Annotated in this window: 11 protein-coding genes and 1 other annotated feature; of the genes, 6 read left to right on the top strand and 5 right to left on the bottom strand. The window is 69.4% G+C overall.

Going from position 1 to position 13,093, the window contains the following annotated elements; translation table 11 throughout:
• Positions 1 to 3: 3 nt before the first annotated feature.
• Positions 4 to 1,323 (bottom strand): MATE family efflux transporter, encoded by a 1,320-nt coding sequence (locus ACPYN4_RS07515; protein ID WP_239282259.1) that lies wholly within the window; start codon positions 1,321 to 1,323, stop codon positions 4 to 6.
• A gap of 163 nt (positions 1,324 to 1,486) precedes the next feature.
• Between ACPYN4_RS07515 and ACPYN4_RS07510 the strand changes: the two genes are divergently transcribed.
• The 3 genes from ACPYN4_RS07510 (at position 1,487) to ACPYN4_RS07500 (ending at position 6,414) form a co-directional block, all read left to right on the top strand.
• Positions 1,487 to 3,289, top strand: coding sequence for a lipase family protein (locus ACPYN4_RS07510; protein WP_239282258.1), 1,803 nt, complete (start codon positions 1,487 to 1,489; stop codon positions 3,287 to 3,289).
• A gap of 63 nt (positions 3,290 to 3,352) precedes the next feature.
• Complete coding sequence (locus tag ACPYN4_RS07505) at positions 3,353 to 5,332, top strand: M13 family metallopeptidase (protein ID WP_424446037.1); 1,980 nt, start codon at positions 3,353 to 3,355, stop codon at positions 5,330 to 5,332.
• The gene (locus ACPYN4_RS07500) at positions 5,329 to 6,414 is read left to right on the top strand and encodes a serine hydrolase (protein ID WP_424446036.1); all 1,086 of its coding nucleotides are present in this window, start codon (positions 5,329 to 5,331) and stop codon (positions 6,412 to 6,414) included. The genes ACPYN4_RS07505 and ACPYN4_RS07500 overlap by 4 nt, the downstream gene beginning before the upstream one ends.
• 125 nt (positions 6,415 to 6,539) lie before the next feature.
• Here the strand turns inward: ACPYN4_RS07500 and purU are convergent, their stop codons facing one another.
• From purU to ACPYN4_RS07480, 4 genes are all read right to left on the bottom strand, one after another.
• On the bottom strand, positions 6,540 to 7,421 hold the full coding sequence (gene purU / locus ACPYN4_RS07495) for a formyltetrahydrofolate deformylase (RefSeq protein WP_076688690.1): 882 nt from the start codon (positions 7,419 to 7,421) through the stop codon (positions 6,540 to 6,542).
• Positions 7,422 to 7,504: 83 nt separating this feature from the next.
• Positions 7,505 to 7,675 carry a CsbD family protein gene (locus ACPYN4_RS07490; protein WP_315551988.1) on the bottom strand — a complete coding sequence of 57 codons (171 nt, stop codon included), beginning with the start codon at positions 7,673 to 7,675 and terminating at the stop codon, positions 7,505 to 7,507.
• A gap of 123 nt (positions 7,676 to 7,798) precedes the next feature.
• Positions 7,799 to 7,902: a sequence feature (AL1L pseudoknot), on the bottom strand.
• Positions 7,869 to 8,174, bottom strand: a complete 306-nt coding sequence (locus ACPYN4_RS07485) for a transposase (protein ID WP_239282253.1) — start codon at positions 8,172 to 8,174, stop codon at positions 7,869 to 7,871. (Overlaps the previous feature by 34 nt.)
• Before the next feature lie 109 nt (positions 8,175 to 8,283).
• Entirely contained in the window at positions 8,284 to 8,913 is a 630-nt protein-coding gene (locus tag ACPYN4_RS07480; RefSeq protein ID WP_343224571.1) for a cation transporter, read from the bottom strand.
• Positions 8,914 to 9,435: 522 nt separating this feature from the next.
• Between ACPYN4_RS07480 and ACPYN4_RS07475 the strand changes: the two genes are divergently transcribed.
• Genes ACPYN4_RS07475 through ACPYN4_RS07465 form a run of 3 tightly spaced genes read left to right on the top strand, consistent with a single transcriptional unit; the run spans position 9,436 to position 12,963 of the window.
• The gene (locus tag ACPYN4_RS07475; protein ID WP_281652074.1) at positions 9,436 to 9,819 is read left to right on the top strand and encodes an ArsR/SmtB family transcription factor; all 384 of its coding nucleotides are present in this window, start codon (positions 9,436 to 9,438) and stop codon (positions 9,817 to 9,819) included.
• Positions 9,816 to 11,720, top strand: coding sequence for a heavy metal translocating P-type ATPase (locus tag ACPYN4_RS07470; RefSeq protein WP_281652073.1), 1,905 nt, complete (start codon positions 9,816 to 9,818; stop codon positions 11,718 to 11,720). The genes ACPYN4_RS07475 and ACPYN4_RS07470 overlap by 4 nt, the downstream gene beginning before the upstream one ends.
• Positions 11,721 to 11,724: 4 nt before the next feature.
• Complete coding sequence (locus ACPYN4_RS07465) at positions 11,725 to 12,963, top strand: MFS transporter (RefSeq protein ID WP_281652072.1); 1,239 nt, start codon at positions 11,725 to 11,727, stop codon at positions 12,961 to 12,963.
• Positions 12,964 to 13,093 lie beyond the last annotated feature (130 nt).

Genomic DNA, 13,093 nt, shown 5'->3' with positions numbered 1-13,093 from the left:
TTGTCAGGCGCCTGCGGTCAGCCAGTCCGGGCGACGCACCCGCCAGCCGAGCGTCGCGAGCCGCGCGAGCATGTAGACCCCGAAGAAGCAGACCGCGAGCCACAAGAGGCCCACGGCTCCCGTCGGATGCAGCAGCCACACCGCTACCAGCGCCGGGAGGTAGGGCACCAGGTTCAGGCCGCCGGCGATCGCGAGGTAGCGGACGTCCCCGGCGCCCATCAGCACGCCGTCGAGCACGAACACGACACCGCACACGGGCTGCGCCACCGCGAGGGCGAGGAGGGCCGGCTGCACGAGTGCGGCGACATCGGCATCGCCCGTGAAGACGAGGCCGATGACGCCGGACAGCGCCGCGATCGCGGCGCCGACGACCACGCCGAACCACGCGCCCCACGCGACGGTGCGCCCGAGCACGCGCCGGACGAAGGGCTCGTCCTGCGCGCCGAGGCCGCGTCCGATGAGGGCCTGCGCGGCGATCGCGAGCGCGTCGAGAGCGAACGCGGCCGTGGAGAAGATCGTGAACGCGACCTGCCACCCGGCCAGCTCGTCGGTGCCGAGGGCCGTCGCGACGAACACCGTTGCCAGGAGCGCCGCGCGCAGCGACACGGTCCGCAGGAACAGCCAGCCGCCGGACCGCGCCGATCCGCGTAGGCCCTCGCGCTGCGGACGGACGGATGCCGCGTGCCGCCGCGCCAGCGCGCCCACCACCCACGCGTAGGCGCCGACCATCGCCCACTGCGCCACGACGGTGCCCGCCGCCGAACCGGCGATGCCCCACCCGAAGCCGTAGATGAACAGTGCGTTCAGCACGGCGTTCAGCCCGAAGCCGATTCCCGCGATCCACAGCGGCGTGACGGTGTCCTGCATGCCGCGCAGCAGGCCCGTCGCGGCGAACACGATGAGCATCGCGGGCAGGCCCCACATCGACAGCTGCAGGTAGATCACGGCCTGCTCGGCGACGTCGGCGGGGGCGCCGAACAGCCCCACGAGCCACGGGGTCAACAGCGTCCCCGCGACGGCCAGCACGGCGCCGAGCCCGAGCGCGAGCCACAGCCCGTCGACGCCCGCGCGCACGGCACTGGTGTGGTCGCCCGCTCCGAAGCGCCGCGCGACGGCGGGGGTCGTCGAGTAGGCGAGGAACACCATCAACCCGACGATCGTCTGCAGCACCGCCGACGCGATTCCGAGCCCTGCCAGGGGCACCACCCCGAGATGGCCCACGAGCGCGGAGTCGACGATGAGGAACATCGGCTCGGCGATCAGGGCGCCGAGCGCCGGGACCGCCAACCGCAGGATCTCGCGGTTGAGGGTGGGCGCCGGCATGATCCGAGCCTATGGGCTGGCGCGCACGCTCCTCCCGAACCCGCGCAGGGCGCGGACGCGAACCCGCGCAGGGCGCGAACCCGAACCCGCGCAGGACGCAAACCCGAACCCGCGCAGGGCGCGGACGCGACGCGCACGCCCGCACGCGTCCTAGCCTGGAGGGATGGCGCGCACCAGCATCCTGCACCGCCTCCCGCTGGGGAGGGTGCACGCCGGCATGCCGGAGTGGTTGCGCGTCGCCCTGGCGCTGGTGACCCTCGTGCTCGGCGCCGTCATCGTCATCCGGCCGACCACGGCCCTCGACGTGCTCGCCCTGCTGCTCGGCGGCGGTATGGTGCTCACCGGCGTGGTCGAGGCGACGAGCCGTCCCGAGGAGGGCAGCCGTCGCTGGTGGCGCTACCTCCTGGCGGCCGGCTGGGTCGGCGTGGGGGTCTTCGTGCTGCTGTGGCCCGCGCTGACCGTGCGCGCCGTCGCCGTGATCACCGGCATCCTGCTGCTCGTCAACGGCGCCGCCGGGATCGTCGGCGCGTTCCGGCGCGGCCGCGGCTGGGACGCGCGCATCGCGGACGCGGCGTTCGGGGCGACCGGCATCATCTTCGGCGTGCTCGCGCTCGGGTGGCCCGACATCACGCTGCTCGTCGTCGCCGTGGTGTTCGGGTCGTGGCTGATCATGCGGGGCGTGACCGACCTGTGGACGGCGATCCGCCGCCGTCGCGATGCCGGGAAGGACCAGACGGATGCCGCGCCGCGCCGCCGCTGGGGACGCACCGTCATGGCGGTCGGATCGGTGGCGCTCGCCGTTGTGACCGTGCTAGTGACCGCGCCGCTGCGGGAGGGGTCGACGGTCGTCGACGAGTTCTACGCCGCGCCCCGCGACATCCCCGACGAACCGGGGCAGCTGATCCGGGCCGAGGAGTTCACGCGCGAGGTCCCCGCCGACGCGCAGGGCTGGCGCATCCTGTACACGACCACCGGCGTCGACGGGAAGGTGCGGGTCGCCAGCGGCCTCGTCGTCACGCCGCGCGGCGGCGACGAGGACACCCGGTGGCCGGTCATCGACTGGAATCACGGCACCACGGGATACGCGCAGCACTGCGCGCCGTCGCTGCAGGAGCGCCCGTTCTGGGCCGGCGCGCTGTACTTCCCCCGCAAGGTCATCGCGGAGGGGTGGGCGATCGTCGCGACGGATTACATCGGCCTCGGCACCCAGGGGCCGCACCCGTACCTGTTCGGAAAGCCCAGCGCGTACGCGTCGCTCGACGCCGTCCGCGCGGCCCGGCAGCTCGACGAGGCGCGGCTCGACCGCCGCACCGTCATCTGGGGCCACTCGCAGGGCGGTCACGCGGCGCTGTGGGCGGGGGCGCTCGCCCAGACGTACGCGCCGGAGGTGTGGGTGCGCGGCGTCGCGGCGCTCGCCCCCGCGAGTGACCTGCCGACGATCGTGAAGCACGTCGACGACGTCACCGGAGGCAGCATCTTCGCGTCGTACGCGTTCGCCGCCTACTCCGCGATCGAGCCCGATGTCACGTACGACCGCTATGTCCGCCCGGGTGCGCAGACGTTCGTCCGGTCGATGGCGCAGCGCTGCCTCACCGACCCCGATATGGCGCTGTCGATCCTCGCGGTGCTCGGCACGACGCAGGATCCCGACGTGTTCGCCGAGGACCCGACCACCGGCCCGCTCGGTGCGGCGCTGCGCGCGAATGCCGCCCCGACTCTCATCGGCCCGCCCGTGCTGGTCGGGCAGGGAGCGGCCGACTCGATCGTGCTGCCGAGCGTGCAGGACGACTTCGTCGCGCGGATGTGCGAAGCGGGCCAGCGCGTGGACTACCGCCGCTATGCCGGTTTCCAGCACGCCCAGGTCATGGAGGGCTACTCGCCGCTGACGGCCGACCTGCTCGAATGGACACGCGGCCGCTTCGCCGCGACGGACGCGGGCCTCGGCTGCACGGTGACCGAGAAGTGACCTCGACGTGACCGGCGGGCTCAGCCGGATCGGCCGCGGGCGGCGGCGCGTATCCTGTTACGCATGACCGCGACCCCCCTGCGCTCGGGTATCGAGCTGTCCGAGCTGAGCCCCGGCATCCGCCCCCAGGACGACCTCTTCCGCCACGTCAACGGGGCGTGGCTGGAGCGCACCGAGATCCCCGAGGACAAGGCGCGGTGGGGGTCGTTCCACCTCATCGCGGAGCAGGCCGAGAAGGACGTGCGCGCGATCATCGAAGAGGTGGTGGATGCCGAGCCGGGCACCGAGGCCCGCAAGATCGGCGACCTGTTCACGAGCTTCATGGACACCGAGCGCATCGAGGCGCTCGGCGCCGCCCCGCTGCAGGATCAGCTGGCGCGGGTCGACGCGATCGACTCGATCCCGGCGTTCCTGCGGGTGGTCGGCGAACTGGAGCGCGAGGGCGTCGGCGGCATCGTCGGCACCTACATCGAGCCCGATCCCGGCAACCCCGAGCGCTACGTCGCGTTCTTCGTGCAGTCGGGGCTGTCGCTGCCGGACGAGAGCTACTACCGCCTGGAGAACTTCGACAAGACGCGGGTCGCGTTCCGCGGGTACGTCCACACCGTGCTGGGGCTGGCCGGTGTCGCGGATGCCGATGCGCAGGCCGACCGCGTGCTCGCGCTGGAGACGGAGCTCGCCACCTACCACTGGGACAACGTGCGCACGCGCGACGCCGTCGCGACCTACAACCTCATGACGTGGGACGACGTGCAGCGGCTCATCGGCGTCGACCTCGACCCGTGGCTCGAGGCTGTGGCTCCCGCGCACCGCGACGGGTTCGCCGAGATCAACGTCAACGAGCCGAGCTACCTCGAGGGCCTCGGAACGCTGCTCGTGGACGACCGCCTCGAGGACTGGAAGGCGTGGCTGCGGCTGCACGTCGTCCGGGCGAACGCGGCGTTCCTGTCGAGCGCCTTCGTCGACGCGAACTTCGCGTTCTACGGCACCGAGCTGACGGGCGTTCCCGTCAACCGCGAACGCTGGAAGCGGGGCGTGAGCTTCGTCGAGGCGGCGATGGGCGAGGCCGTCGGCAAGGTGTACGTGGAGCGGCACTTCCCGCCGGCGGCGAAGACGGCGATGGACGAACTCGTCGCGAACCTCATCGAGGCCTACCGGCAGTCGATCTCGCAGCTGGAGTGGATGACGCCGGCCACACGCGAGCGCGCGCTGGAGAAGCTCGCCGCCTTCACCCCGAAGGTCGGCTACCCGGTGAAATGGAAGGACTACAGCGCGCTCGAGGTCGACCCGGCCGACCTCATCGGCAACGTCCGTCGCACCAACACCTGGGAGCACGAGCGGCAGCTGGCCAAGCTCGGCCAGCCGATCGACCGCGACGAGTGGTACATGACCCCGCAGACGGTCAACGCGTACTACAACCCGCTCATGAACGAGATCGTCTTCCCGGCCGCGATCCTCCAGCACCCGTTCTTCGAAGTGGATCGGGATGCCGCGGCCAACTACGGCGGCATCGGCGCGGTCATCGGGCACGAGATCGGCCACGGCTTCGACGACCAGGGGTCGGCGTTCGACGGCACCGGGGCCCTCCACGACTGGTGGACCGATGAGGACCGCGCCGCCTTCCAGGAGCGCACCGGCGCCCTGATCGCCCAGTACGACGCGCTCGTGCCGCAGGGTCTCGCGCCGGAGCACCACGTCAACGGCGCGCTCACGATCGGCGAGAACATCGGCGACCTCGGCGGGCTCGGGATCGCTATCAAGGCATATCGCCTGCACCTGGCCGCCACCGGCGCCGAGGGTGACGGTCCCGTGATCGACGGGTTCACCGGCATCCAGCGCCTGCTGCTGAGCTGGGGGCAGATCTGGCAGCAGAAGGGGCGGGATGCCGAGACGATCCGGCTGCTGACGATCGACCCGCACTCGCCCAACGAGTTCCGCTGCAACCAGATCGTGCGCAACGTCGACGAATTCTATCGCGCGTTCGACGTCACCGAGGGCGATGCCCTCTGGCTGGACGAGCAGCAGCGCGTCACCATCTGGTGAACGAGCCCGGCCGCACGCGCCGCTCCGGCGCGGAGGAGCCCGAGCGGGCCGCGACCCGCTCGGGAGGTCGCAGCGCGCGGCGCGGGCAGGCGGCGGGAGAGGCGCGGGCGGATGCCGGGGCGCGGGCGGACGCTGCGACGCGGGCGGATGCTGGGGGTCGGGCGGATGCTGCGACGCGGGCGGATACCGGGGGTCGGGCGCTCCGGCGTGGCGCGGCGTCGGGGGCTGTTCCGCCGCGGCGCTCCGCGCTGCGGGCGCGGTCGTTCCTCGGGACGCTGAAGGCTCTCGATGCGCTGTCGGCCGCGGGGGCGCAGGTGTCGGTGCGTGTCGCCGACATCGACAGCGGCGAGGCCGTGCTCGTCGGCGACGACCATCTGACGCTGCCGGTCGCCGGCCTCGGCGTCGTCCCGCTGCTGATCGAGGTGGCGGCGCAGATCGAGGCGGGCACGCTCGATCCGCTGCAGATCATCGAGCGCACGGCGGTGGATCCGGTGACCGTCGGCGGTCTCTGGCACCAGCTGAAGGCGCCTGCGCTGCCGGTGAGCGATCTGGCGGTGCTCGCGGCCGCGGCATCCGATGCGACGGCGGCCAACGCGCTGCTCGCGCGCGTCGGGCTCGACGCGGTGCGCGCCCGCGTGGAGCAGATCGGCCTCGTCAAGACGGCGCTGCTCGACGGATTCCGCGATACGCGCGGCCCCGACGACGCGCCGCACGTGGCGCTCGCCTCGACCGGCGAGCTCGCGGCGCTGTTCGCCGCGCTCGTGAACGCGCACGTCGTCTCGCCCGCCGTCAGCGCGCAGGTGTCGGAGTGGCTGAGCCTGAACCAGGACCTCGCGCTCGTCGGCGCGAGCACGGCCCTGGACCCGTTCGCCCACGATGACGACCGCCACGGGCTGCTGTTCGTGAACAAGACCGGGCGCGCCGACGGCATCCGTGCCGAGGCCGGCGTCATCGCCGGACCCCGCGCCGGCGCCGCCTACGCCCTGATCGTCTGCTTCGACGACCTGTCGGTCGCGCACCGGGTGCGTGCGCACGAGGCGTTCCGCGCTCTGGGCCTCGACCTCATGGAGTACGCGTACTGAGGGCGGCAGCCCTCATCCGCCGAACCCATGTCCCTGTGCCGAACCCTCGTCCCTGCGCGCGCGGGGCGGTGAGGGTTCGGTGGGGAGGTAAGGGTTCGCGAGATATCGAGGGCGGGGCCGAGCCCTCAGAACACGATCGTGTGGTTGCCGTGCCGGATCACGCGGTCCTGCGCGTGCCACAGCACGGCGCGCGAGAGCACCTGGCGTTCGACGTCGGCGCCGCGGCGGGCCAGCTCGGTGGCCGATTCGGCATGCGTCACGCGCACGGTGTCCTGCTCGATGATCGGTCCCTCGTCGAGGTCGCCGGTGACGTAGTGGCTCGTCGCGCCGATGAGCTTGACGCCGCGCTCCTTGGCCTTGCGGTAGGGCTCGGCGCCGATGAAGGCCGGCAGGAACGAGTGGTGGATGTTGATGACCGGCACCCCGAGCTGCTCGAGGAACTCCGGCGACAGGATCTGCATGTAACGCGCGAGCACGACGAAGTCGACGTTGCCGACGAGCAGCTTCAGGATCTCCGCCTCCGACGCCGACTTGTCCGGCCCCGCCACCGACGGCACGTGGAAGAACGGCACCCCGAAGCTGCGGACGTCCTCGGCGGTGGTGGTGTGGTTGGAGATCACCATCGGGATCGTGACCGGCAGGTCACCCCGGCGGTGGCGCCACAGCAGGTCGAGCAGGCAGTGGTCCTGCTTGCTGGCGAGGATCGCCATGCGCTTGGGCACCGACTGGTCGGTCAGGTTCCACTCCAGCTCGAAGTCCGCGAGGGTCGACGCGATCTCCACCTCGATCGCCGGGCGGTCGGCGGCGAAGCCGGGCCGGTGGAACACGACCCGCTGGAAGTACGCCCCGCCCCGGTGGTCGTCGGAGAACTGGTCGAACGCGACGATGTTGCCGCCGATGCGGGTGATCATCGCCGACACCGCCGCGACGATTCCGGGCTTGTCGCTGCCGTGCACGATGAGGCAGGCGTGATCGGCCGGGAGATAGGGACTGTGCACGGGAGGCATGGATCGATTCTGCCCGATCCCAGCAGGCCGTGAGGCCCCCGCCGACATCGGCGGGGGCCTCACGGGGGGAGTGCTCAGGGGGCTTACTTGAAAGCGTCCTTCACGTTCTCGCCGGCCTTCTTGACGTTGGCCTCGACCTGGTCGGCCTGGCCCTCCGCCTGAAGGCGCTCGTTGTCGGTGACCTTGCCGGCGGCTTCCTTCGCCTTGCCACCGAGGTCCTGTGCGGTGTTCTTGATCTTGTCGTCGAATCCCATGAAGTCTCCTTTCGGCGGCGACCGGTCGTGCACCGGCCATCTGTCTCCACGGTAGGTCGGAGCCCGGCGCAAACCGATGGGGTTGACGGATACCGACTCGTGCCGTAGCCCTGCACTGCCGGCCGGAGGACGCGGCAGATGAGCTCGACCCCGAAACGATCCCGGTGCTCGTCGATGAACCGGATCATCTCGGTCAGGGGCGGTCGAGCTCCTTCGCGAAAAACACGCTCGCAGCCTTGAGGATCTCGTTCGCCTTCCGCAACTCTGAGACCTCCTTCTCCAGCTGCTTGATCCGCTGAGCGGCGTCGGTCGTGAGCCCGGGCTTGGTGCCGGCGTCGACCTCGTACCGGCGCTGCCAGAGGCGCAACGTCTCCGGGCTCATCCCGAGCAGCCCGGCCACGTGACGGACCGCGCTCATCAGGTTCGGGTGCTCCGGCCGCGCCTCGGCGAGCATCCGCAACGCACGCTCACGCATCTCCGGCGAGTACTTCCTGTTCATCGTGTTCCATCCTTGCTTGAAGAACGGAACGAAAGTCAGGCCGATTCACGCCCTCGGACTACGAGCCATTGCCCAGGAAGGGTCGGGGCTTGATTGTGGGCTGATCAGGTTATGGGGTGGGGTCAGTTTCGGTGCGGGCCGCTTTCCACACGGCCCGTGCGGCGTCGGCGTTGAGAAGACCGATGCCGATGCCGACGAGGATGTCGAGCCAGCCGGTGGCGAACCAGAGCGTGAGGACGCCGACGAGGATGATGGCGATGTTGGCGAATGCGTCATTGCGGGCCGACAACCACGCGGCCTTTGTCAGGCTGCCGCTGTGACGACGGTGTCGCGCGAGGAGGACCGCCGCGGTGAGGTTGACCGAGAGGGCGCCGATAGCGGTGAGGGTAAGAGCGGACGGCTCAGGTGGCACAGGATCGATGATCTTCGCGATGGCCATCAGTATCGTCGCAGCTGCGGGGACGAGGATCACGAACGCCAAGACAGAACCCACAATCCGGCGACGTGCGGCCGCCCACGGGAGCGCCGCGAAGATCAGCAAGTTGATGAGAGCATCTTCGAGGAAGTCAACACTGTCTGCGAACAGTGACACGGATCCGATGGTCAGTGCGACGGTGAACTCCACGACGAAGTAGGCCAGATTCAGGAGCGCCACCACGAGGACAACGCGTCGGAGGGTTTGCATGGTGACATGTTCCCATTGCGTGACCGCGCGACCGATGACAGCACGCCCGCTCACGGTGCGTGATTGGGGAGTATGAAGGCGGGGCGTTACCGAGCCGCGGGTCTACTTCGGCAGCAGTACCGCGTCTCCCTCGAGCTCATGTCGACTCAGGCGAGTCGGGGTAAATCGAGCAAGGTGGACGGCGACGGACGTCGGCGCCGTCGCGGGTCCCCCGGCGCTGACCCACTCGACAACACCTTCCGTGGTGTCCTCGTCGTTCACCGTACCGAGCCATACCGGGGTAGGGTCCGTCTCCCGAGCCTCCGCACCAGGGACGATGACGACGACGTTGGAGTGCTCGCACGCGTCCAGGCACTTGCTGGTGACAACAAGCGCTGCGCCGTCGAGTCCCTCGCGCATCCGGCGAAGCTGCCCCACGTGGTCGACCTCGGGGTGCTTGCGGCGGCTCCCGCAGTCACCTCCTCGGCATACCACCACGATCGTCTGATCCTGCTCAAACAGCCCGGCAGCCGGACGATTTTTCCTCTTGTTTGTCACCAGCGGCTCCTTCGACACGCGACGTGTCATAATTTGCGTATGAATGCAGATTACGCGAAGTGCGGCCGCCTCCCGGAGAGTGAGTTCGTCGAGCTCGCCGTAGAGGTGTTCGCGATGCTGGCCGATGCCACCCGCGTGCGCATCATCATGGCGCTGCGTGACGGGGGCGAACTGTCCGTGAATCATCTGGCCGACATCGTGGACAAGTCCCCCGCGGCAGTGTCGCAGCATCTCGCGAAGATGCGCCTGGCGCGCATCGTCGCCACCCGACAGGACGGCACACGCATCTTCTACCGCCTCGCTAACGAGCATGCTCAGCAGCTCGTCGCCGATGCCATCTTCCAAGCCGAGCACTCCCTCGGCGGGACCCCGCACCACCACCGCCAGGCGGACGACTCCCGAACGGCGCTCAACGAGCCGTGAGCATCCTCACCGACACCCCCGTCCGCACAGGCGGGCGCACCCTTGCCAAGCCTCCCTCCATCTTCGTTACCGGCGCCCGTCTTCCCGAGGTGCGGTGGGCCGCCCTCGCTCTCGCGCTCTTCCTCATCGCCTGGCCCCTGCAACTCGCGGGAGCGCCTGAGTGGCTGTGGTGGTCGATCTACCTCGCCTGCTACGCCGCCGGCGGCTGGGAGCCGGCCTGGGCCGGCATCCAGGCGTTGCGAGAGAAATCGCTCGACGTTGACCTGCTAATGATCGTCGCGGCGATCGCGGCAGCATCCATCGGGCAGGTTTTCGATGGGGCTCTGCTCATCGTCATCTTCGCCACCTCCGGAGCCTTGGAGGCTCTAGTGACGCAGCGAACCGCCGATTCCGTTTCGTCTTTGCTCACGCTCGCACCCGAAACCGCGACCCGCGTTCTCGGCGTGGGTCCCACCGAGGAACTGGAGACGGTAGAGACAGCCGAGCTCGGCGCGGGAGATGTGATCCTCGTCCGTCCCGGCGAACGTATTGGCGCGGACGGTGACGTGATCGAGGGAACCTCCGAGGTCGACCAGGCCGCGATGACTGGCGAGTCAGTTCCCGTGCGCCGCGGCCCCGGTGACCCCGTACTCTCCGGAACGGTCAACGGCACCGGCGCGCTTCGGGTGCGCGTAGGACGCCCCGCCTCCGAATCCGTCATCGCCCGCGTCGTGGCAATGGTCGAAACGGCGTCCGCCACGAAGGCGAAGACACAGCTTTTCATCGAGAAGGTGGAGCAGCGGTACTCCCTCGGCGTGGTCATCGCGACCCTCGTGGTGTTCTTCCTCCCCCTGGCACTGGGCGAAGACTTCCAGGCGGCATTGCTGCGCGCGATCACGTTCATGATCGTCGCGTCCCCATGCGCAGTGGTGTTGTCGACCATGCCGCCGCTGCTGGCCTCGATCGCCAACGCTGGCCGCCACGGTGTGCTCGTAAAATCCGCCACCGTTATGGAACAGATCGGCCGCACACAGCTGGTTGCCTTCGATAAGACCGGCACCCTCACCGAAGGCGCACCCGTCGTCCGAACCGTCGACCCCCGCGGCCCATACAGCGTCGATGACGTTCTGCGCCTCGCCGCCGCTGTCGAACAGCAAAGCGAGCACCCGCTCGGTCAGGCCATCATGCGGGCCGCCGCCCACCTTGACATCCCGGCGGCGACCGATTTCCGGGCCATCCCGGGGGTGGGAGTGGAAGGAACCGTGGACGGTCATCGTATGCGGGTCTCACAGGACGAGACCGAGCACGTCGACCGGATCGGCACCGTTGTCACCGTCACGATCGACGGCGTTCCGGTAGGAACGATCGACCTCGACGACGCCCTCCGCCCCGATGCGGCCGCCGTCGTCGACCGGCTCTCCGCCGTTACAACCGGGCGCGTTCACCTCCTCACCGGCGACAACGAGGTGACCGCTCAGGCAATCGGCGCCCGCACCGGCATCGCTCAGGTGCACGCACGCCTTCTTCCCCAGGACAAAGCGGATGTCGTCCGCGAACTGGAAGCGTCGGGAACGGCCGTCATGGTCGTCGGCGACGGAGTGAACGATGCCCCCGCCCTGGCCACCGCCACCGTGGGCGTCGCGATGGGCCGCCACGGGTCCGATCTGGCTCTGGATACCGCGGACGCGATCATCATCCGTGACGACCTCAGCGCCATCCCCAACGTCATCACTTTGTCTCGCCGGGCACGGCGGTTCGTCATCGCGAACCTCATCATCGCCGGCACCTTCATCGCCACGCTTGTCCTTTGGGACCTCCTCGGCACCCTCCCGCTCCCGCTCGCTGTCGCCGGCCACGAAGGATCGACCGTCATCGTCGCCCTCAACGGGCTCCGCCTGCTCCGCCGCTCCGCTTGGAAGTAGATCGGTGATCCGGGTCCTCCGAAACAGTACGTACCGAAACCTCTTTTCCGCACAGGTCCTCGCGCTGCTCGGTACAGGCTTGCTCACCGTCGCGCTGGGGCTGCTCGCGTTTGACCTGGCCGGCGGCGCGGCCGGCGCGGTCCTGGGAACGGCGCTGACGATCAAAATGGTCGCCTACGTCGGGGTCGCACCCCTCATGGCAGCCCTGGTCGACCGGCTTCCCAAAAAGGTGGTCCTCGTTGGCGCCGACCTCATCCGCCTCGCGATCGCGCTGTCCCTGCCATGGGTATCGGAAACGTGGCAGATCTACGTGCTGGTGTTCGTCCTGCAGTCAGCGTCCGCAACGTTCACGCCAGCGTTCCAGTCCCTCATCCCCAGCGTTCTCCCCGACACCCGCGACTACACCCGCGCGCTCTCCCTCGCCAGACTTGCCTACGACCTCGAAGCCCTCGTCAGCCCCATCATCGCTGCCGCCCTACTCACCGTGGTCACCTATAACAATCTGTTCCTGGGCACCGCGTTGGGGTTCGCCAGTTCGGCCGTCCTCGTGCTCATCACCACACTCCCGCACCTCGAGCGCGACACTTCGCCCGGCACGTTCTGGCAGCGACTGCCCATCGGACTCAAGGTGTTTGCCCGCACACCCACGCTGCGATTCGTGATGTGCACCAACCTCGTCGTCGGCGCCGGCACCGCAATCGTCCTCGTGAACTCCGTCGTCTACGTCCAAGCAACCTTCCATTACGACCCCTCCGCCCTCGCCCTCACTCTCAGCGCCTACGGCGCCGGCTCCCTCCTCACCGCCCTGACAATCCCGTGGCTCGTCGAACGGTTCGGCGTGATCCCCACCATGATCACCGGCGCGTTCATCATCGCCGCTGGCCTCGCCGCCGCGATGGGCGTCTCCGGGTTCTTCGTCAGCCCCTCCGTCGACTGGCCCCTCCTCCTGGCGGTTTGGGGCGTCCTCGGAATCGGAACGTCACTCATCAACACGCCCTCGTCTCGGCTCCTCGCGGACGCCTCTACCCCCACCAACCGCAACCTCGTCTACACCGCCCAATTCGCGCTGTCCCACGCCTGCTTTCTCATCACCTACCCCATCGCCGGATGGGTCGGATCAGTAAGCCTCTTCGGTGCAGCAACAGCCCTGTTCCTCATCGCCGCGATTGCCTGCGGCGGAGTCGTAGTGACCGCCGCGACAACACGGCCCCGGCCCACAGTTCGACCGATACGGACCACCTGAGACGACTCGGCCATCAAGCCCGGACTGCCACTCGCCGCGCCCCCTACCGGCCGTTATCTGTAACCGCCCTTCCCCGATCCGACCGACTGGAGCGCAGAGAACGGGCGCCCTCTTCGCAAGGCCGTCAGCG

Source organism: Microbacterium sp. CH-015 (genome assembly GCF_049707015.1).
Classification (GTDB): domain Bacteria; phylum Actinomycetota; class Actinomycetes; order Actinomycetales; family Microbacteriaceae; genus Microbacterium; species Microbacterium aurum.
This window is presented reverse-complemented; position numbering and strand designations above follow the sequence as displayed.

Excerpts from the sequence above, each read along its gene's own strand:
- ACPYN4_RS07515 (WP_239282259.1), bottom strand. The coding sequence starts at position 1,323 with ATGCCGGCGCCCACCCTCAACCGCGAGATCCTGCGGTTGGCGGTCCCG.
- ACPYN4_RS07510 (WP_239282258.1), top strand. The coding sequence starts at position 1,487 with ATGGCGCGCACCAGCATCCTGCACCGCCTCCCGCTGGGGAGGGTGCAC.
- ACPYN4_RS07505 (WP_424446037.1), top strand. The coding sequence starts at position 3,353 with ATGACCGCGACCCCCCTGCGCTCGGGTATCGAGCTGTCCGAGCTGAGC.
- purU (WP_076688690.1), bottom strand. The coding sequence starts at position 7,421 with ATGCCTCCCGTGCACAGTCCCTATCTCCCGGCCGATCACGCCTGCCTC.
- ACPYN4_RS07490 (WP_315551988.1), bottom strand. The coding sequence starts at position 7,675 with ATGGGATTCGACGACAAGATCAAGAACACCGCACAGGACCTCGGTGGC.
- ACPYN4_RS07485 (WP_239282253.1), bottom strand. The coding sequence starts at position 8,174 with ATGAACAGGAAGTACTCGCCGGAGATGCGTGAGCGTGCGTTGCGGATG.
- ACPYN4_RS07475 (WP_281652074.1), top strand. The coding sequence starts at position 9,436 with ATGAATGCAGATTACGCGAAGTGCGGCCGCCTCCCGGAGAGTGAGTTC.